19 protein-coding genes are annotated in these 20,283 nt (G+C 56.1%); 4 read left to right on the top strand and 15 right to left on the bottom strand.

Annotated elements, in window-relative coordinates; translation table 11 throughout:
- The first annotated feature begins 64 nt into the window (after positions 1-64).
- Both DFR26_RS07175 and DFR26_RS07170 read left to right on the top strand, forming a co-directional pair.
- Complete coding sequence (locus DFR26_RS07175; RefSeq protein WP_116208288.1) at positions 65-1,099, top strand: SMP-30/gluconolactonase/LRE family protein; 1,035 nt, start codon at positions 65-67, stop codon at positions 1,097-1,099.
- Entirely contained in the window at positions 1,096-1,896 is an 801-nt protein-coding gene (locus DFR26_RS07170) for a tRNA threonylcarbamoyladenosine dehydratase (protein ID WP_116208287.1), read from the top strand. Before DFR26_RS07175 ends, DFR26_RS07170 begins: the two co-directional genes overlap by 4 nt.
- A gap of 5 nt (positions 1,897-1,901) precedes the next feature.
- On the opposite strand, the gene DFR26_RS07165 is transcribed toward DFR26_RS07170, so the two are convergent.
- The 4 genes from DFR26_RS07165 to DFR26_RS07150 form a co-directional block, all read right to left on the bottom strand.
- The gene (locus DFR26_RS07165) at positions 1,902-2,486 is read right to left on the bottom strand and encodes a hypothetical protein (protein WP_116208286.1); all 585 of its coding nucleotides are present in this window, start codon (positions 2,484-2,486) and stop codon (positions 1,902-1,904) included.
- Between the two features lie 161 nt (positions 2,487-2,647).
- Positions 2,648-4,036 (bottom strand): NAD(P)(+) transhydrogenase (Re/Si-specific) subunit beta, encoded by a 1,389-nt coding sequence (locus tag DFR26_RS07160; protein WP_116208285.1) that lies wholly within the window; start codon positions 4,034-4,036, stop codon positions 2,648-2,650.
- A 12-nt stretch (positions 4,037-4,048) separates the two neighbouring features.
- Entirely contained in the window at positions 4,049-4,393 is a 345-nt protein-coding gene (locus tag DFR26_RS07155) for a proton-translocating transhydrogenase family protein (protein ID WP_220375752.1), read from the bottom strand.
- Positions 4,394-4,417: 24 nt separating this feature from the next.
- On the bottom strand, positions 4,418-5,551 hold the full coding sequence (locus DFR26_RS07150) for a Re/Si-specific NAD(P)(+) transhydrogenase subunit alpha (protein WP_116208283.1): 1,134 nt from the start codon (positions 5,549-5,551) through the stop codon (positions 4,418-4,420).
- A 254-nt stretch (positions 5,552-5,805) separates the two neighbouring features.
- Here DFR26_RS07150 and DFR26_RS07145 point away from each other — a divergent pair, with 254 nt between their 5' ends.
- Complete coding sequence (locus DFR26_RS07145; RefSeq protein WP_116208282.1) at positions 5,806-6,891, top strand: OmpA family protein; 1,086 nt, start codon at positions 5,806-5,808, stop codon at positions 6,889-6,891.
- A 24-nt stretch (positions 6,892-6,915) separates the two neighbouring features.
- Complete coding sequence (locus DFR26_RS07140; protein WP_116208281.1) at positions 6,916-9,072, top strand: thrombospondin type 3 repeat-containing protein; 2,157 nt, start codon at positions 6,916-6,918, stop codon at positions 9,070-9,072.
- An 80-nt stretch (positions 9,073-9,152) separates the two neighbouring features.
- On the opposite strand, the gene lysS is transcribed toward DFR26_RS07140, so the two are convergent.
- From lysS to rpsP, 11 genes are all read right to left on the bottom strand, one after another.
- Positions 9,153-10,661 carry a lysine--tRNA ligase gene (gene lysS / locus DFR26_RS07135; protein ID WP_116208280.1) on the bottom strand — a complete coding sequence of 503 codons (1,509 nt, stop codon included), beginning with the start codon at positions 10,659-10,661 and terminating at the stop codon, positions 9,153-9,155.
- 12 nt (positions 10,662-10,673) lie between these two features.
- A protein-coding gene (prfB, locus tag DFR26_RS07130) for a peptide chain release factor 2 (RefSeq protein WP_116208279.1) occupies positions 10,674-11,769 on the bottom strand; the annotation gives its coding sequence in 2 pieces (ribosomal slippage) (positions 10,674-11,696 and positions 11,698-11,769; 1,095 coding nt in all).
- 74 nt (positions 11,770-11,843) lie between these two features.
- A complete protein-coding gene (recJ, locus tag DFR26_RS07125; protein ID WP_245953048.1) occupies positions 11,844-13,592 on the bottom strand; it encodes a single-stranded-DNA-specific exonuclease RecJ in 1,749 nt (582 codons plus the stop codon).
- A 1-nt stretch (position 13,593) separates the two neighbouring features.
- Entirely contained in the window at positions 13,594-14,742 is a 1,149-nt protein-coding gene (gene thrC / locus DFR26_RS07120; protein ID WP_116208278.1) for a threonine synthase, read from the bottom strand.
- A complete protein-coding gene (locus tag DFR26_RS07115) occupies positions 14,739-16,064 on the bottom strand; it encodes a homoserine dehydrogenase (RefSeq protein WP_116208570.1) in 1,326 nt (441 codons plus the stop codon). Before DFR26_RS07115 ends, thrC begins: the two co-directional genes overlap by 4 nt.
- Before the next feature lie 115 nt (positions 16,065-16,179).
- Positions 16,180-16,941 (bottom strand): DsbC family protein, encoded by a 762-nt coding sequence (locus DFR26_RS07110; protein ID WP_116208277.1) that lies wholly within the window; start codon positions 16,939-16,941, stop codon positions 16,180-16,182.
- 96 nt (positions 16,942-17,037) lie between these two features.
- Positions 17,038-17,958 carry a site-specific tyrosine recombinase XerD gene (gene xerD, locus DFR26_RS07105; protein WP_116208276.1) on the bottom strand — a complete coding sequence of 307 codons (921 nt, stop codon included), beginning with the start codon at positions 17,956-17,958 and terminating at the stop codon, positions 17,038-17,040.
- A 108-nt stretch (positions 17,959-18,066) separates the two neighbouring features.
- The gene (gene rplS / locus DFR26_RS07100) at positions 18,067-18,435 is read right to left on the bottom strand and encodes a 50S ribosomal protein L19 (protein ID WP_116208275.1); all 369 of its coding nucleotides are present in this window, start codon (positions 18,433-18,435) and stop codon (positions 18,067-18,069) included.
- Positions 18,436-18,583: 148 nt separating this feature from the next.
- Positions 18,584-19,327 carry a tRNA (guanosine(37)-N1)-methyltransferase TrmD gene (gene trmD / locus DFR26_RS07095; protein WP_116208274.1) on the bottom strand — a complete coding sequence of 248 codons (744 nt, stop codon included), beginning with the start codon at positions 19,325-19,327 and terminating at the stop codon, positions 18,584-18,586.
- Between the two features lie 20 nt (positions 19,328-19,347).
- Positions 19,348-19,878 carry a ribosome maturation factor RimM gene (gene rimM / locus DFR26_RS07090; RefSeq protein WP_116208273.1) on the bottom strand — a complete coding sequence of 177 codons (531 nt, stop codon included), beginning with the start codon at positions 19,876-19,878 and terminating at the stop codon, positions 19,348-19,350.
- Positions 19,879-19,881: 3 nt separating this feature from the next.
- Positions 19,882-20,130, bottom strand: a complete 249-nt coding sequence (gene rpsP / locus DFR26_RS07085; protein WP_116208272.1) for a 30S ribosomal protein S16 — start codon at positions 20,128-20,130, stop codon at positions 19,882-19,884.
- Between the last annotated feature and the right edge of the window lie 153 nt (positions 20,131-20,283).

Genomic DNA, 20,283 nt, shown 5'->3' with positions numbered 1-20,283 from the left:
ACCCGTGTCAGCACAACAAGGTCCTGCTATGCCCTACCCTCTGTGCAAACTGACCCATACTCTAATGTGGGTCAGTTTGTTTTTCACGCCGCTCAGTCATGCCGAGCCCACGACTCCGGCGGAGATGACCATCGCGCAATGCGAATTGATCGGCACCGGCCCGGGGCCCGATAAAGTCATCGTGCAGGCAACGCCAACGCCACGTTTATTAATCTCCAGTCACGATCGCCGCCACTTTTCGCGGACCGGCGATATTTACGCCTACACACCTAGCACGAAGGCTATGGTCATTTTGCCGCGTGTAGGCGAGCCTGAAGGGTTTCGCTTTCGCCCACACGGCATGGCGCTGACGCAGCGCGATGAGCGCTGGTTGCTCTATGTCATCAGCCATGACCGCGACCTGGTCAGCGATCAGCACAGCCTCATGGTCTATGAAGTCCTTGATGATCAGCTGCGTTTTCGCGAGCAGTTGCTATCGCCATTGCTGAGCGCGCCTAACGACGTTGCCATTAGTCCCGATGGCAGCGTCTATGTCACCAATGAACGAGCCGATGGCGCGAGCATTGTGGAGTGGCTGTTTTTGCAGCGCAAAGCCACGGTCGTGGTGTATCGGCCTGATTCTGGCTGGCGCGTGGCCGCCGGCCAATTTGCCATTGCCAATGGCGTCGCCGTGCTCGGTGAACATTTGTGGGTCACACAGACCATTGGCGAGGGCATGGTGCGCTTTCGGCGCGGCCCAAGCGGCCAACTCAGCGAACGCACCCAGATGACCAGTCTGTCATTGCTCGACGGCCTCAGTGTCGCCAGCAATGGTGACTTGCTGAGCAGCGCTTACCCCTCGCTCATTGGCTTAGGCCTGCATTGGCAGCGCCCGGCATCACAGTCGCCAACCACGGTCTATGCCATCAACCCGGTATCGGCGCAAAGCCGCATCATTTTTAGCGACAGCGGTGAACACATCAGCGCTATTAGCAGCGTACAAACCTTCAATGGTCGGCTCTATGCCGGGCAATTATTCGACCCATATTTGCTCAGCTGCCCACTCCCGGCCAGCCTGATAAGTGAACCCAACGCGATGGACTCCCGCCCAGCCCAATGACCACACCGCAAACACCCCCTCTCAGTGACACAGATGATGATCACAGCCGTCGCTTTGCCGGCGTTGCGCGCGTCTATGGCGATGCCGCCTTGGCGCGCTTTCAACGCAGCCATGCCGTGGTTGTTGGCCTTGGCGGCGTTGGCTCATGGGCAGTCGAAGCCCTCGCGCGCAATGGCGTAGGCGCGCTCACGCTGATAGACCTAGACGTACTCGTGGCCTCCAATGTGAACCGCCAGCTACCGGCTCTGAGTTCCACTTTTGGCCGCGGCAAAGCCGACGTACTGGCGGAGCGTGTGCGTGATATCAATCCGCGTTGCCGCGTGCGCGTAATCGATGATTTCCTCACGCGCGACAATGCCAATGACATCCTGGCACCACAGCCCGACATTATTTTGGACTGCTGCGATGATGCCAAAGCCAAGCTCACGCTGGCGCTGCATGCTCGCCGCCATCGCAATGTGTTGGTGGTCTGCGGCGCAGCCGGCGGCAAGCTCGACCCCACCCGCCTGCACATGGCCGACTTGGCGCTAACCGAGCAAGACCCATTACTGGCGCGCCTACGCAAACGCCTGCGTAAGCATCATGGCTATCCGGTCGAGATCGGCAAAGCCTTTGGCATTAGCTGCATTTATTCTGACGAACCCATTACCGTGCCGCCCGAATTATGTGGCAGCGCTTCGCTCAACTGCAGCGGCTACGGCTCGCTAGTGACCGTGACTGCTAGCATGGGTCTGCTCGCGGTCAGCACGGCTTTAGCACAGCTGTTGCGCCGTAAAGAGCGTAACAGCTGCACATAACCCGACTACTGCGGCACGCAATCGGCCATCGCACCAGCGCTCTCAGCCACCGATGCGGCCGTGGCGGCGGCCTCAGCCGACATGCCGGGCACCAAGCCTGACTTCAACATGCCGCCGGCCATTTTGCCGAACATGCCGCCCAAGCCACCGGTTTTTGACGCAGCGGCGGGCTGACATGGGCCAGCCGCCACTTGCTGCGCCTGAATTTGCTGCTGTGCTTGCGCTAAAGCCTGCGCCTGAGCAGCTTGGTACTGCTGGCGTTGCGCAGGTGTTAACGCGTTAATTTGTGCCTGCGCCAAGGCTTGCACCTGCTGAGGGCTGATGCCTTGCAGCTGAGCATACGCGGCAACTTGCTCGGGCGTCATGCCCTGCTGAATCAAGAGCTGCTGTTGCTGTACCGTGAGCGCGGCGGCTTGGCCTTGTGCATTGGCCGCGGCAATAACCGCGGCTGTTTGATCACTACTAGCGGCGTTACCAGCACTTTGGTTGGCAATATTCGCAGCAGCATTAAGCAGATCACCCCAACCGGCCACCGCTACGGGCGCATAAAAGCAAACGGCGACTGATGCCGCCAACAGTAGTTTTTTCATGTTGTTATACCTGTGTTTAGCTCAACGCCAACATAGGTTTGCAACCGATACGCAACAACCCCCTGTTTAGGGGGGTGTGATGCAAGCCAATCGAGCGGCCATAAAAAAAGCCATGGTATCGCTACCATGGCTTTTTTTAGCAGAGGGCTAATTCAGTTGAATTAGTGGCCGCCGCCGGTGACGCCTTTGACCATATCTTCCAAGACTTTTTTGGCATCGCCAAAGACCATCATGGTTTTGTCTAGATAAAACAGGTCGTTGTCGAGGCCGGCGTAGCCGGTAGCCATCGAGCGCTTAATCACCATGACCGTACGCGCACGGCTGGCTTCCAAAATCGGCATGCCGTAGATGGGCGAGGCTGGATCATCTTTAGCGGCCGGGTTGACCACGTCATTGGCGCCAATCACCAGCACCACGTCGGTGGAGGCAAAGTCGCTGTTGATCTCTTCCATTTCACAAACGTCTTCGTACGGCACATCGGCCTCAGCAAGCAACACGTTCATGTGACCAGGCATACGACCCGCGACCGGGTGAATGGCATAGCGTACTTTCACGCCTTGCTCTTTGAGCACGGTGGCCAGCTCTTTCACGGCATTTTGCGCACGTGCTTGCGCCAAACCATAACCGGGCACAATCACCACCGAGTCGGCATTGGCCATCATGAAGGAGGCATCTTCAGCCGAACCGGCCTTGTGAGTTTTCTCAGCGCCATCGCCGCCGCCAGCTGCGGCAGTTGCTGTGCCGAAGCCGCCAAACAAGACATTGAGCAATGAACGGTTCATGGCGTTGCACATCACATACGACAAAATCGCACCCGAAGAGCCAACCAGCGAACCGGCAATGATGAGCATAGGGTTATTGAGCGTGAAGCCGATACCCGCTGCCGCCCAACCCGAGAACGAGTTCAGCAAGGACACCACCACCGGCATATCACCACCGCCGATAGGAGCAATCCAGATGAAGCCGAAGGCTAATGCCAATGCAGTCATTGCGTAGAAGGCGTTGAGATCTTCAGTGCGGAAATACACGATACCGAAACCGATCATACCCAAGAACAAAATCGCCTGCAGTGGCTTCACCCACACGCCGCTGACCGATTTTGCCCATTTTTTCGCGGCTAATTTGCCGTAGGCAAACACCGACGCCGTGAAGGTGATAGCACCAATAAAGCAACCCACAAAGAGCTCAAAACGGTGCAATGCATCGTGGTGAACACCTTCGTGCAAGACTGCGGCAATGGCGATACAAACAGCCGACAAGCCCACTAAGGAGTGCATCATGGCGACGGTTTCAGGCATCTGCGTCATTGGCACGGTGCGCGCACGCGCCAAGCCCACCACAGCACCAGCGACCATGGCGGCAATGATCATGCCAAGCACCGGGTTAGGCGCGACAAAGAACGTGGTCAGAATGGCCAAGGTCATGCCGATCATGCCGTAGCGATTGCCCATGATGGCGGTTTTGGGGCCTGACAAGCCACGCAGGGTCAGGATAAACAAAACAGAACCGACTAAATAAAACCAGTCTGCGTATTGTGCAAAATCACTCATTTGAGTCGCTCCTTACTTCTTCTTTTTCTTGAACATATCCAACATGCGTTCGGTGACAGCAAAGCCGCCGAAGATGTTGATACTGGCCAAGAAAACAGCGAAAGCGCCCAACAGGCTGGTCGGGGTAATGGTTTGTAATGACTCAGCATCAGCGCCGGTCGCCACGGTTTGCAGCATGGCACCGACAATGATGATGCCGGACAAGGCATTGGTCACCGCCATCAACGGCGTGTGCAATGCTGGCGTCACGCCCCAAACCACGTAATAGCCGACATAAATAGCCAGCACAAAAATAGTAAAGGTGGTGACAAATGGCACGCTGGTGGCGTGATCGGCCAGCTGATTCACTTGATTCATATCAATCATTCTTGAAGCTCCCGATCAATTCGGTTTTTGGTAGTTGACCGTGCCGGCATCAACAATCAGCGTGGGTTTCACCATGTCATCTTCGCGATTGAGAACAATCTCGCTGGTGTCTTTGTTATGCATGGGGGCCAAGAAATTCAGCATGTTGCGGGCATATAACGCCGACGCTTCGGTCGCCACCAACGCGGGAATATTGCCGATACCAACAATGCGCACGCCGTTGTCGGTGACCACGGTTTGGTCGAGCTGCGAGCCTTCAACGTTACCGCCGGTGCTTACGGCCATATCGACGATGATCGAACCGGGCTTCATTTTCGCGACCGTCTCGGCTTTCACCAACGTTGGCGCTTTGCGACCAGGAATCTGGGCAGTAGTGATGACGATATTGGCGTTCGACACGGCTTTATCGACGACAGCCGCTTGGTCACGAATGTATTCAGGCGATGGCTGCCAAGCGTAACCACCGGTGCTCAAGGCTTTGGCGGCCTCTTCTTCGCTCATCGGTACGTCTAACCAACGGCCACCGAGCGATTCTACTTGCTCGCGCGCGGCCGGACGCAAATCCGATGCTTCCACCACCGCACCTAAACGTTTAGCCGTGGCGATGGCTTGCAGGCCAGCCACACCAACGCCCAAGACCACGGTGCGCGCGGGCTTAATAGTACCTGCGGCGGTCATCATCATCGGGAATAAGCCAGCGTATTCATTGGCGGCCATTAGCACAGCTTTATAGCCGGCCACGTTGGCTTGCGAGGAGAGAATGTCTGAGCTTTGCGCACGGGTGATGCGCGGAATCAGCTCCATCGCCACACAGGTCAGCCCTTTCGCGGCGTAAGCATCGAAATGTGGGTTTTGATGCGGCGCAAAAGCGGCCAATACCGTGGCGCCCTGTTTGATCAGTGCGGTTTCATCGGCGGTTGGCGCAACAACTTTTAGCACCATATCGGCATTGCCGAGTGCATCAGCAGCGGTAGCCGCGATGCTGGCACCGGCGGCTTCATAAGCGCTATCGATGCAGCTAGATGCCACACCAGCACCTGCTTGCACCACGACTTTGCAGCCCATGGCGACAAATTTCTTTACGGTCTCAGGTGTTGCGGCGACACGCGTCTCGCCGGCCTGAGTTTCCGTGGGGATACCAATCTGCATGGTTCGTCCTCATCTTGCGTTTGAGCCGCGCATCATACGTGAAAACGCAGGCGGCTCGGTAAAAGCGGCAGATTACCGCAGGAAGCAACCGGCGGATTGTAAGCTATTCGCTACGACTTTTGTCGAGGGGAAGCAGAGAAAATGCCAAAAATGCGTTTACACAAAATTACGAAAAAGCCTCAGAACCGCACTATTTACTTACATTGCTGTGATAAATTCATACTCTAACAATTATAACAGTGAGTGTTCTCTTCATGCGTCTCTCTCTTCTAGCAGCCAGCCTGATGCTCGCATGCTCGGCTAACGCACAGGCCGATACCAAGTCTGAAACCGACAACGTCTACCACTTCTATATAGGTGCCCTCTTCAACGGCACCGACAACGAGCGCCAAAATGTTGACAACGGCTACGGGGTCACCGGCAGCTTTGGCTTGCCCATTACCAGCTGGGGCAGCAACTGGCACGTTGAGCTGGCCGCCAATAGCGCCACGCTGAAAACTAATAGTGCGCAAGACACCAACTATTTCCGCCAATCCTTCACTGGGTCGCTGATGTATTCATTTGGCGATCGCGACGAGCTTACCCCGTATGTCTTGGTGGGCGGCGGTTATGTGCACAATGACACCAACTTCTTAGATGACGATGGCGTGACCGCGCACCTCGGCCTCGGTCTGACCAAGCTGATTGGCAAAACCGTACGCGGTCGCCTTGAAGTCCAAGGCGTCTACGACGATTTCAACAGCCAAGATATTTTCGACACCACCGTTAGCGCCGGCATTGAAGTGCCGCTTGGCAAAGTCGAGCGCGTGGAAACCATTCGCGAAGTTGAAGTGATCCGTGAGGTGGCAGCGCCAGTGGCAGAGCCTGTTGTTAAAGAAGTGATTGTTGCACCGGCCGATGCCGACAACGACGGCATTGCCGACACACGCGACCTCTGCCCCGACACCTTGGCCGGCGTGCGTACCGACAATACCGGCTGTGCCATCGCTCAGGCCGCCACGCTCAATAACATTGAGTTCGACACCAATAAAGCCACGCTAACCGAGGCCTCAAAAGCCAGCATTAGCGAAGCCGCGAGATTTTTTGCTAAGCAGACCAATCTCAGCGCCATCATTGCCGGCCACACCGACGACGTGGGTAATGATAACAATAACAAACGCTTGTCCATGGCGCGTGCCGCCACGGTGCGCAACGCTTTGATCGCCGAAGGCCTCGATGCGAAACGCTTCCAAGCCATCGGCCTTGGCGAAACCATGCCACTGGTCAAAAACGACAGCGCAGAGCATCGCGCCAAAAATCGACGTGTTGAGTTCCTGCTCAGCATTTCAGAAGCAAACTAAGACTAACGAAAAAGGACGACAGCCATGATATTGCTCAAAAGCAAACAACTGGCGCTAGTAGGCCTCGCAGCGATGGCATTGACGCTATCTGCCTGCGGCGGCGACTCAGCGAAAAACGGTGTGACCCCAAGCAGCAAAGTTACTCCAGATGCAGATAAAGATGGTGTACCTGACGCAACCGATAAGTGTCCAAACGTCGCGAGTACTCTGGCCAACGACGCTGATCAAGATGGTTGCATAGACTCTACTAACCCACCCGCACCAGATATTAACGACCCTAACGGAGATATCGATGGTGACGGCTTACTAAACAAAGATGACAACTGCCCGTTTACTCCGGTATCGGAGACAAATAATGCACAGGACTGTTTAGCACCAGGTGCTGACTTTGATAACGATGGCGTAATCAATAGCGAAGACAATTGCAGGTTTATACCGAATTCAAACCAGAATAACTTCTTCGAAAATGGTAGTGCCAATAGCTTAGGGTTTACCACTGGATTAGGTGATGCCTGCGATAATAACGATAACGACAGCATTCTAGATGCTGATGATGTCTGCCCTACGATTGATGACCCAAATCAAGTAGATACAGACGGTGATATGAGTGCGCCAGAAAATAGGGATCCGATGAAATCAGCTCGCTTCGATCCATCTAAAGGTGGGGATGAGTGCGATAACGACATCGACAATGACGGTATCGAAAATGTGGATATGTTTGGAAATACACTAGACAACTGCTTTTTAGTACCTAACCCAGATCAGGCTACAACGCAGGGCGGAAATGGAGCACCTGGCTTTACTGGCAGCGCTTGTAGCGATGCCCCGGATGCAGACATGGATGGAGATGGCATACCAAATAAAGCTGATACATGTCCTACAATTCAAAACCCTAACAACGGCCCAGATTTCTGTTTGGACTCAGATGGTGACGGGGTAAATAACAACATAGACAACTGCGACGATAAACAAAATATTGGTCAAAAGGATACTGATAGAGATGGTGAAGGCGATGCCTGCGACGAAGACATAGATGGCGATGGTTTTAAAAACGCCGAAGACAATTGCCCCTTGGTATCTAACGCTGATAACAATACTGACTGTGCAAACAATTTCGATGGCGACATGTTAATGGATGCTAACGATAACTGCCCAATGGTCGCCAACAATGATCAAGCAGACCTTGACGGCGACGGAAAAGGTAATGCTTGCGAAGACGATACAGATGGTGATGGCTTTCCTGACGACCCAGCTGATCCCGCTGCCGATAACTGCCCATTCATTGCTAACCCAGCGATGAATCCAGACGGCACGCAATCATCGAACCCATGTGCAATAAACGCTAATATCGGTAACTTGCAATGCGACAGCTACACCGTAGCAGTGGTTGAGCCGATCGTTGAAGGAGCGCTTTGCAGCCAACTATTGGGAGCACTAAATAATCCACTAGGCCTATGTGGTGTAAATAACGCTACCGCAGCAGCTGATGGCAATAAAGATAGCTTCGCAACGATCAACAACCCCGTTGTGCTACCCGACAGCCTTGCTGGCAACCTTCTCACAGGCGAGGTTGGTGTTCGTATCAAGCTGCCGAGTATTCGTAAAGCAGGCTCAGTAGCTGCATTGGACATTGAGGTGCCCGGTGGGGCTGTCGATTTAGCACTATTTCGTAATATCAAGTTTGTGACCAAACTTGGCGATACGATTAATGACGCCGACACTCGTGAAACCTTGGACTTTACAAATCCTGCTGAGGCTTTCGCAATTGATGTGTTAGGCATGAGTCCAATTGGTAGTACGCCGCGCGCGCTTGTTGGGGTAGTTTCAACTGCAGACTACGACACAATTGAGTTAACGGTCACAGCAGGCCTCTCTGTTGATTTACTCGAACAGGTTCGCGTGTATGACACTTGTAACTCAGTCTCGGTGCGAGCAAGTGCTAATACTGATACGAATCAAGAAACAGGTGGCATGCTACCGTTCGAAGACCCAACCGGCTTAACAACTCTGTTGACGAACAACCCATTAATACCCGCTGATGATGGTGGTGGCACCGGTGATGATACCGATGCAGATCCATTGCAGATGTTTATGGACTTGTTCACAGACCCGGCAGCTGCTTTCGGGGATCTAGCGGAAATGTTCACAGGCTTCTTTACCAACCCTGCCACTGCATTTTGACGAATTTGCTAGTAACTTTGGTGGATAGTCGCAAGTAATAAAAAAAGCCCGCATTTAGCGGGCTTTTTTATGCGCAGCGGTTAAGCCTCAGGCCGCATATGCGGGAACAAGATCACATCGCGAATGCTCGGGGAGTCGGTAAACAGCATCACCAAACGGTCGATACCAATGCCCTCGCCGGCGGTTGGCGGCATTCCGTATTCGAGCGCACGAATGAAGTCGGCGTCGTAGTGCATGGCTTCGTCGTCGCCGGCTTCTTTTTCGCGCACTTGCTGCAAGAAGCGCTCGGCCTGATCTTCGGCGTCATTGAGCTCAGAGAAGCCATTGGCAATCTCGCGGCCACCGATAAAAAACTCAAAACGGTCGGTAATGAACTCGTTGTCGTTATTGCGGCGTGCCAACGGCGACACTTCCGCCGGATACTCCGTAATAAATGTGGGCTGACGCAGCTGCGTTTCCACCGTTTCTTCGAAAATCAGCGTGTGTAATTTGCCAATGCCCCAAATCGACTTCACGTCCATTTTCAGCTGCGAGCGCACCACTTCAGCGGTTTTCTCGAAGTCCCAGAGCTGCTCGCGGGTCAAATGCGGGTTGTATTTCAAGATCGCATCGACCATTGATAAGCGATCGAACTTGCCACCGAAATCAAAGACTTCGCCCTGATACGGCACATCGGTGCTGCCGAGAATATCGGTGGCCAAGGTGCGCAGCATGGCTTCGGTAAGATCCATCAGATCGTTGTAGTCGGCGTAGGCCTGATAAAACTCGATCATGGTGAACTCGGGGTTGTGACGCGTAGACACCCCTTCGTTGCGAAAGTTGCGGTTGATTTCAAAGACACGCTCAAAACCACCGACCACCAAACGCTTGAGGTATAGCTCAGGCGCAATACGCAAAAACAGCGGCATATCGAGGGCGTTGTGATGCGTGTTAAACGGCTTCGCCGCGGCGCCACCGGGGATGACATGCATCATCGGTGTTTCGACTTCCATGAAGTCGCGGCCGGCCATAAACCGGCGAATGCCATCGACCACTTGCGAGCGAATACGGAAGGTCCGGCGCGTGTCTTCGCTGACGATCAAATCGACATAGCGCTGGCGATACTTCATTTCCATATCGGCCATGCCGTGGAATTTATCGGGCAATGGTCGCAGGCCTTTGGTCAGCAAGCGCAGCTCGGTGACATGCAGCGAAAGCTCGCCGGTATTGGTTTTGAACAAGTAGCCGGTGGCGCCGAAAATATCGCCCAAATCCGATTGCTTGAAGCCGGCGTAGACATCGGCGCCAATGCTATCGCGCTGCACATAAAGCTGAATGCGCCCGCCCATGTCTTGTAGCGTGGCGAAGCTGGCCTTGCCCATGACGCGCTTGAGCATCATGCGACCCGCCACCGAAAACACCGGCTTGTCGGCCTCTAGCTGCTCTTTCGTGGCCTCCGCAAAGCGCGCGTGCAAATCGCTGGCAATGGCATCGCGGCGGAAATCATTGGGAAAAACTGGGCCGGCTTCACGCAAAGCCGCAAGTTTTTGTTTGCGCTCGGCCATCAGCTTGTTGATGTCTACCGGCTTGTCGTGTGCTTGATCTGTCATGGTGGCGTCCGCTTACAGGCCCATTTTTAAGGAGGCTTCGATGAATTCGTCGATATCGCCGTCGAGTACGGCGTTCGGGTTTGAGCTTTCAATATTGCTGCGCAGATCTTTCACCCGCGATTGATCGAGCACATAAGAGCGAATCTGATGCCCCCAGCCGATATCAGATTTGGTGTCTTCGAGCGCCTGCTTGGCCTGATTTCGCTTCATGACTTCCAGCTCATACAAGCGCGCTCGCAGCATCTTCCAAGCGCGATCACGGTTGGCGTGTTGCGAGCGCTCATTTTGGCAAGCCACCACCGTGCCCGTAGGCTCGTGGGTCAAGCGCACCGCCGAGTCAGTTTTGTTGATGTGTTGACCGCCAGCGCCACTAGCGCGGTAGGTATCGGTGCGCACGTCAGATGGGTTGATGTCGATCTCAATGTCGTCATCGATTTCCGGCGAAATAAACACCGCCGAGAATGACGTGTGGCGACGATTGCCGGAGTCAAATGGCGATTTGCGCACCAGACGATGCACACCAGTCTCCGTGCGCAGCCAGCCAAAGGCATAGTCGCCCTCGACACGAATGGTCGCCGATTTAATGCCGGCGACCTCGCCATCGGAGACTTCCATGACCTCAGTTTTAAAGCCATGACGGTCGGCCCAGCGCAAAAACATACGCAGCAACATGCTCGCCCAATCCTGCGCCTCGGTGCCGCCGGAGCCGGATTGAATATCGATAAAGCAGTTGTTGGGATCCATCTCGCCGGCAAACATGCGGCGAAACTCCAGATCACTGACTAACTTGGTGAGGCCATCGAGCTCGCCAGCCACGTCGACCAAGGTGTCTTCGTCGTCAGCCTCCACGGCTAAGTCGAGCAGCGCTTTGGCATCCTCTAAGCCGCTGCTGAGCTGATCAATGGTCAGCACCACGCCTTCGAGCGTGCTGCGCTCTTTGCCAATGGCCTGCGCCTTTTCGGGGTCATCCCACAGCGTGGGATCTTCTAGCTCGCGCGTGACTTCCTCTAAGCGTTCTTGCTTGAGGTCATAGTCAAAGATACCCCCTGAGCGACTCGGTGCGCTCGCTGAGGTCTTTGATGCGAAGGACGTAAGGATTGATTTCCATGAGAATGCCGTCGTGTTAAAGCGCAGCATTGTAGCGAAAAATGCGCGCGGATGCTGCCACTGCGTGGTGGGCGATTACAGCGCCTGCATGGCCTCGATACGCAATTGCAATGACTCCATGCCGCGAAAGCGATTGATATCGAGCCGATAGGCAATGCGAATACGCTGGCACGACTCATTGGGCCAGCGCGCGCGATCAACGCCAAAGGCTATGCCGTCGATGATGCGATTGGTGTCCGGATGGCAGAGGCTGAATTTGATGTGCTTATCTTTCAATAAGCGCTGCTTTAAACAGAGAAACTCGCCCTCAAATAAGGGCTCGGGAAAGGCCTGGCCCCACGGGCCGGCATCGCGAATGACGTAGGCTGTTTGCTCGCTGAGCTCGGTGGCGCTGAGCTCGCCATCGGTGAGTAACACGGCGTCATAGGCCTCGGGCGGCACCCATTCGCGCAAGGTCTCCTCGAAAGCCAGCCGAAAGGCGGCGAGCTGCGTGCTCGGCAGGCTTAAGCCGGCCGCCATGGCATGGCCACCAAAGCGCGTGATGAGCCCGGGGTTTTTCGTCGCCATGGCATCGAGCACATCGCGAATATGCACGCCGGGAATGGAGCGCGCCGAGCCTTTGAGCTCAGCGGGCAGCTCGCCAAAGGCCGGCGCCTGCGCGGGAGCAAAGGCGACCGTGGGCCGATGAAAACGCTCCTTGATGCGCCCTGCCAGCAGGCCAATGACGCCCTGATGCCAATGCCGGTCATAAAGCACCAAGCCCGGCGGCAGATTATCCTCGCTGATGGTGAGCTCGCGCATCGCCGCCATCGCCTCGTTTTGCATGCCGGCTTCGATGTCGCGCCGCTCAAGATTGAGCGCGTCGAGCTCCTCGGCCATGCGCTTGGCCTCGGTAGGATCATCGCACAGCAAGCATTCAATGCCCTCGCGCATATCATCGAGGCGGCCAGCGGCATTGAGCCGTGGTGCCACGACAAAACCCAGATCACTGGCCACGAGACTGGCAATATCGCGCTCGGCGACTTTGAGTAGCGCCGTGATGCCAGCGCAGCAACGACCGGCCCGAATGCGCGCTAAGCCCTGCTGTACGAGGCGACGATTATTGGCATCGAGGGCAACCACATCGGCGACCGTGCCCAGTGCCACGAGGTCGAGATAATTCGCCATATTGGGCTCAGCGATACCTTGCCCGGCAAACCAGCCATCGGCCCGTAAGCGTGTGCGCAGGCTGGAGAGCACATAAAACACCACGCCCACGCCCGCCAAGGCTTTACTGGGAAAGTCGCAGTCGGCTTGATTGGGATTGACGATGGCATCAGCCGCCGGCAGCGTGGCGCCGGGCAAATGGTGATCGGTGATGAGCACGCGCACACCCGCCGCTTGCGCCACCGCCACACCCTCGTGGCTGGCGATGCCGTTATCGACGGTAATAATCAGCTGCGGCTGCTTCTCGGCCAGCGCCAAGGCGACGATGCCGGGCGTCAGGCCATAGCCGTAGGTGAAGCGGTTGGGTACTAAATAATCGACATGCTGCGCGCCCATGGCCCGCAACGCCCGCAGGGACAGCGCCGTACTGGTGGCACCATCGGCGTCAAAATCGCCGACCACCAGGATGCGCCATTGCTCGCTTAAGGCGTGCTGCAAGAGCTCAATGGCGGCGCCGAGTCCGCGCAAGCTACTCGCTGGCTGTAGGGCCGCCAGCGTGGTTGCCAGTTCGGCCTCAGTAGATACGCCGCGCGCGGCATAAAGTCTGGCTAGCAGCGGCGGCACCGATGGCAATGACGCAGAGCCAACGGGACGCCGTTGCCAGCGCACGGCAGGCAGCTTACTCACCCATGGTGTGCAAAATGCTATCGCGGACCTGATCTAGCGTGGCGTCGATGGTTTTCAGCACGGCATTTTGACACTGACCAATGGCCGTGTCGGGGTCCTTCAAACCATTGCCGGTGAGCGTACACACGATCATCGAGCCTTCCGGAATCTTGCCCGATTTAACATCCCGAATCGCACCGCCGAGCGAAGCCGCTGAGGCTGGCTCACAGAAAATACCTTCACTCATGGCCAGCAATCGCTGCGTATCGAGAATCTCTTGATCGCTGAGCTCATCAAACCAACCGCCCGACTCGCTCATGACTTTTTGCGCTTGGTCATAGCTTTGTGGGTTACCAATGCGAATAGCCGTAGCCACCGTTTCGGGATTTTTCACCGGCCCGCCGCGCACAAACGGCGCCGAACCAGCGGCTTGGTAGCCGACCATTTTCGGACGGCTGCTAATGACTGGCGAGCAAGCAAACTGGCAGTCGCCATGGCAGAAGCTGCACGAGTCAGTGACTTTTTCGCCAATCGGCGTGGAATATTCGCAATAGCCTATCCAATGCGCGGTGATGTTACCGGCATTGCCAACGGGTAAGCAGTGATAGTCTGGCGCACGGCCAAGCTCTTCGACAATTTCAAAGGCCGCGGTTTTTTGACCTTGCAGGCGGTATGGATTGACCGAGTTCACAATGGTCACCGGCGCGTGTGCAGCCACTTGTTTAACCAGCTCCATGCCATCGTCAAAATTGCCGCGAATCTGCAGGGTAATGGCACCGTACATCATCGCTTGAGCGAGCTTGCCCATGGCAATTTTGCCTTCGGGAATCAGCACAAAGGCTTTGATGCCAGCGCGCGCGGCGTACGCTGCTGCTGCTGCCGAGGTGTTGCCAGTAGACGCGCAAATAATGGCCTTCGAGCCCTCTTCTACGGCTTTTGTCACAGCCATGGTCATGCCGCGATCTTTAAATGAGCCGGTCGGATTGAGGCCTTCGTATTTCACGTAAATATCGACATTTTTGCCGGTCAGCGCGGGGATATTTTTCAGGCGAATCAGCGGTGTATTGCCCTCGCCCAAGGAAATTAAGCGCGTATCGGCCGATACCGGCAAATGCTTGCGATAGCGATTGATTAAGCCGGTGTAGCGGTTGTCTGCGTTCATGCCAAAGGCTCCATACGAATACGAGTCACCGAGCCGATGATGTGGTCAAGGGCTTCAAGCTCTGCCATGGCGAGGTTCATTTCGCGCTCCACCACCGGCTTAGTCAAAATAATAACGGGCACCGAGCCACCTTCTTGCATAGGCTTCTGCAAAATGGCTTCGATATTGATGTCGTGATTGCTCAAAATACGCGTGACATCGGCCAACACGCCCGCGCGATCGTAGGCCTGCAAGCGCAAATAGTATGAGGTCACCACGTCTTCCATCGGCAAAATAGGCGTGTTGGTGATCGCGCCGGGCATAAACGCCAAATGCGGCACATTCGGTGCCGACTCAGCGGTGAGCGCACGCACCACGTCAACAATGTCTGCCACCACGGCCGAGGCGGTGGGGCCCGCACCGGCGCCAGCACCGTAGTACATGGTGGTACCCACGGCATCGGATTGCACCAAGATGGCATTTTTCACGCCATTAACATGGGCAATTAAGCGGTCATCGGGAATCAGTGTGGGGTGCACGCGCAGCTCCACGCCCTCGCGCGTGCGACGCGCAACACCAAGCTGCTTGATGCGAAAGCCCAGCTCTTCGGCATAGACCACATCATCGCGCGTGAGTTTCGATAAGCCCTCGGTATAGGCCTTGGAAAACTGCAAGGGGATGCCAAAGGCAATCGAGGCCATGATGGTGAGTTTGTGCGCGGCATCGATGCCTTCGACATCGAAGGTTGGGTCGAGTTCGGCATAGCCCAGCGCGGTGGCGTCATCAAGTGCGTCGGCAAATGAGCGGCCTTTATCGCGCATTTCGGTCAAAATATAGTTGCCCGTGCCGTTGATGATGCCGGCCAGCCAGTCAATATTATTGGCAGCCAAGCCTTCGCGCAGCACCTTGATGATGGGCACACCGCCTGCCACCGCCGCTTCAAAGGCGACATAAACGCCCTTGGCTTCAGCGGCCGAGAAGATTTCATTGCCATGCTCAGCGAGCAGCCATTTGTTGGCAGTGACTACGTGTTTGCCATTGGCAATGGCACGCAACACCAGCTCACGCGCGGCGGTGATGCCGCCGATCACTTCCACCACCACATCCACGGCAGGGTCGTCGACAACGGCAAAAATATCCATGCTCACGGTAATGCCGGTGAGGTTGAGATTGGGGTGCTCGCGGCGCACACCAACGTGCGAGACGACAATATCGCGGCCGGTGCGGCGTGACAGCTCAGCGGCATTCGCGCGCAATAAATTCAAGGCGCCACCACCGACGGTGCCGAGGCCCACGATGCCGACATTGACCGGCTTGTTTACTGCTGCATTGCTGGCTTTCAAGACAGTACCACCCACGTCATAACAAGAGGGCCTGAGACGAGCGCACGCGCGTATCAAGCCCTAAAAATAAAGGCGCATAGTATAGCGCGCCGCTGTAAATTGTCGAACGTCTGACTCAGTTAATGCCTAATAAGCTCGCGGCACGATCGGCGCTAATGTAGCCGCCGAGCTGCTCGCCCTTGGCATTGAAAATCGCTGGCGTGCCAGTCACGCCCATTTGCCGGCCCAGGGCAAACTGCTCGCTTATAGGCGCTTTGCAATCGGCCTTGCCTGCAGGCACTGGCTTGCCTTGTTTAGCCAAGGTCATGGCTTTTGCCCGGTCAGCGTTACACCAAATCTCCGTCATGCGCGCACCCGTACCGGCATTAGCACCGGCACGAGGTAAATCACGCGGATACGCCAAATACCGTATCTCAATGCCCTTGGCATTCATCGCCGGCACTTCTTCGTGCAATTTACGGCAATAGCCGCAATCGACATCAGTAAACACGGTGAGCACGGCTTTCGCTTTGCCTTTGGCTGGGAAAATGATTTCATCGCGCTTATTGATTCCTTTCAGCAAGGCAATGCGACGATCGGCATTGGCTTTATCGGTCAAGTTCACAATCTCTTTGCCTTTAATCTGCAGCAAGTCGCCTTGCAGCAAATATTGGCCATCGGCGCTCGCGTAAACCACACCGCCCTCAAGCTCCACCGCATACACGCCAGGCATTTCAGAGGCGCGCACAGACACCACTTTACTTTGCGGCGCAGCGGTTTGCAGGCGCTGACGAATGTCGGACTCCACCGAGCTATCCGCATGAACCCAAAGTGCACTGGCCCCGACAAGAGCCGCAATCACCGCGCTAATGCCCCATTTTTTTGTTCGTGCGTGCATGTTGCTAACCCTCAATAATAACTGATGTGCATAACCCTTTTGGTGGCCATGGCGTTGACGACAGATCGCCAAGCATACGAGAAACGCCGCTAGCCGTCAGCCTCGCGGATGATGTGTCGCGTGCAATTGTTGCAAGCGCTCGCGCGCCACATGCGTGTAGATTTGTGTAGTCGATAAATCGCTATGGCCCAATAGCAATTGAATCACGCGCAAGTCGGCGCCGTGATTGAGCAAATGTGTGGCAAAGGCGTGGCGCAAGGTGTGTGGCGACACCGAGGCATTGATGCCGGCCTGCAAGGCATAACGCTTAATTAAATGCCAAAAGTTTTCTCGCGTCATGCCTCGGCCGCGCGCGGTCAAAAACACCGCTGGCACGCTCACATCCTGCGTCAACTCAGCGCGCGCCGTCGTCATGTAACGCTGCAGCCACAGCACGGCATTTTCACCCATGGGCACCAGCCGCTCTTTGTTGCCTTTGCCGCGCACGCGCAAGTAGCCAGCAGCTAGATTGAGCGCCGAAACCGACAGGCCCACCAACTCGCTCACGCGCAAGCCACAGGCATACAGCAGCTCTAGCATGGCTTTATCGCGCAGCCCCAATGCGGTGCTGATATCCGGTGCAGCCAGCAAGGCATCGACATCGGCCTCAGATAGGTCTTTCGGTAATGCGCGGCCAATGCGCGGCGTATCGAGCCCCACAGTGGCATCGCTGCTGACAGCGCCACTACGCAACATGCCCTGCCAGCAATGACGCAGGGCCGACTGCAAGCGCGCAATCGAACGCGGTGATTTTTGCATGACCGTGGGGCTGGCCAAATACGCCGCTAGGTCATCAGTGGTCAGCGCTGCCAGCGCGCGCGGCGTGGCCCATTGCGCCAGTGCCGCCGCATCGCTCACGTAGGCTCGGCGCGTGTGTTGGCTGAGGCCCTCGGCAGCAAGCTGATGACGAAACGCCGTCAACACCGCATCTGAGGCGGCAGGTATCTCGCGCAAGGCAGCAGTGTCGGTGAGGTGCATAATGGCCTTTTCAATGCGTCACAACCGTCGAGTGTATGCCGCCAAAAGCACAAATGCCTAGGCAAAAAAAAGGCCCCGAGGGGGCCTTTTTCTGACACTGGCAAGCACTTACTTCTTGCGCGGTGCCAACTTCTCTTTGATACGTGCGGACTTGCCCGAACGATCGCGGAGGTAGTACAGCTTGGCGCGACGAACCGCACCACGACGCTTCACTTCGATACCCGCAACAATGGGCGAATGTGTTTGGAAAACACGCTCAACACCAATGCCATTGGAAATTTTGCGCACGGTGAATGCTGAGTTCAGGCCGCGATTTTTGATGGCAATCACCACGCCTTCATAGGCCTGGAGACGCTCACGCTCGCCCTCTTTCACTTTCACTTGCACAACCACTGTGTCGCCGGGAGCGAACTTGGGGATGTCTTGTTTCAGCTGGCTGTTTTCAACAGCTTGTACTAAAGGATGCTTACCGCTCATCGATCTTCTCCACGTTCAATCACAGAGGCTATTAACGCGTGTGATTGCAATTGTGATGCCTTGGCCAGCAGCTCGTGCTGCTCGGCGGGCATCGCTCTGGGTCCAGAGGCTAAGGCGCATTCGACCCCCTCAACACCACTAGCGAGATCTATTCGATGTCATCTAGCAGCTGTCGTTCTTGTTTGCTCAGCGCACGCCCAACGAGTAAGTCAGGCCGGCGCTCGCGTGTGCGTTTGAGGCTTTGCTGCAAGCGCCAACGCTTAATCGCCGCATGATCGCCGCTGAGCAATACCGCTGGCACTGTGTCGCCGTCGTACACCTCAGGTCGGGTGTAGTGCGGGCAATCAAGCAAGCCATCGGTAAATGAATCTTCAATGGCAGAGGCCTCGGTGTTGAGCACGCCGGGCAATAAGCGCGCTAAGGCATCCACCAATACCATCGCCGGCAATTCTCCACCGGATAACACATAGTCGCCGATAGACCACTCGGCGTCGACATCGCGCGCCAGCAAGCGCTCATCGATGCCTTCATAACGGCCGCAGAGCAAAATCAGGCCCTGCTGGCCATGCTCAGCGCTCAAGCGCTGCACATCGGGCTGCGCTAAGCGCTGGCCCTGCGGTGATAAATAAATCACCGGTGCCGCCACGCCATGCGCGGCAGCAGCCTCGCGCGCGGCCGTAATGGCACGGCGCAAGGGCTGAATCTGCATGACCATGCCGGGGCCGCCACCAAAGGGGCGCTCGTCGACACGGCGGTAGTTATCTTCGGTAAAATCACGCGGGTTCCAAAACGCCAGCGTCAACTTACCAGTCGCCACAGCGCGCGCTGTTACGCCGCACTCACTAATGGCCCGAAACATCTCCGGAAATAAGCTCACCACGCCTACCCACATGGCGCTCTCCCGAATCGGTCTTAAAACGTCGGATCCCAATCCACTCGCACACGGCGCTGGTTGCGATCTACAAAGCGCACCACGCGACCCGGCAACCACGGCAGCAAACGCTCTTGATCATCGAGGCTGCCCTCACAGGCACGCACCACAATGACATCGTTGGCGCCGGTTTCCATCATGGCGTGAATGCGGCCAAGCAAGACATCTTGCTCAGTGACCACCGTCATATCGATGAGCTCAGACCAGTAATACTCATCGTCTTCTAAGGTCGGTAAGGCGGCTTTCGGCACCCAAATACCCGCACCAAATAGAGCGTCGGCAGCATTGCGATCGGGGCAATGCGCCAAGTGGGCGACCAAGCCTTTGGCTTGCGGACGGCTACTCAGCACATCCACCTCAGTCAACACACCACCACGGTCCAAATACCACGGGCCGTAGCTAAAAATATTGGCAATAGGGTCGGTGCGGGACATCACCCACACCCACCCCTTGATGCCATAAGCTGTATGAACATGCCCGACCTGAATCAGGGACTCGCGATCGGGAACCATGCCTTAAGCAGCCTTCTGCGCTTCCTTGATCAGGAATGCCACGCGGTCAGATGCCTGTGCGCCGTTGCTGATCCAGTACGCCACGCGCTCTAAATCCAAGCGCACGCGCTCAGCTTGGCCACGGGCTACTGGGTTGAAGAAACCCACACGCTCCAGGTAGCGGCCATCACGCGCGTTGCGGCTGTCGGCAACCACGATGGAATAGAAAGGACGTTTTTTAGCGCCACCGCGGGCGAGACGAATAGTGACCATTGCTCAATACCTGTATTGGGTTTCCGTGGTAAGTCGTGCTGTTCATGGCGCCACGGAAATCGGCCATGTACAGATGGGCGCGGATAATACGAGAAAACGCGGGGCTTTGCTAGTCCGGCGCGGCGCTGAATCTTCTACCCTGCGCGCCTTTAT

This window comes from Paraperlucidibaca baekdonensis (assembly GCF_003387535.1).
GTDB lineage: Bacteria > Pseudomonadota > Gammaproteobacteria > Pseudomonadales > Moraxellaceae > Perlucidibaca > Perlucidibaca baekdonensis.
The sequence above is the reverse complement of the archived record's forward strand: the minus strand, read 5'-3'. Positions and strand labels throughout refer to the sequence as shown.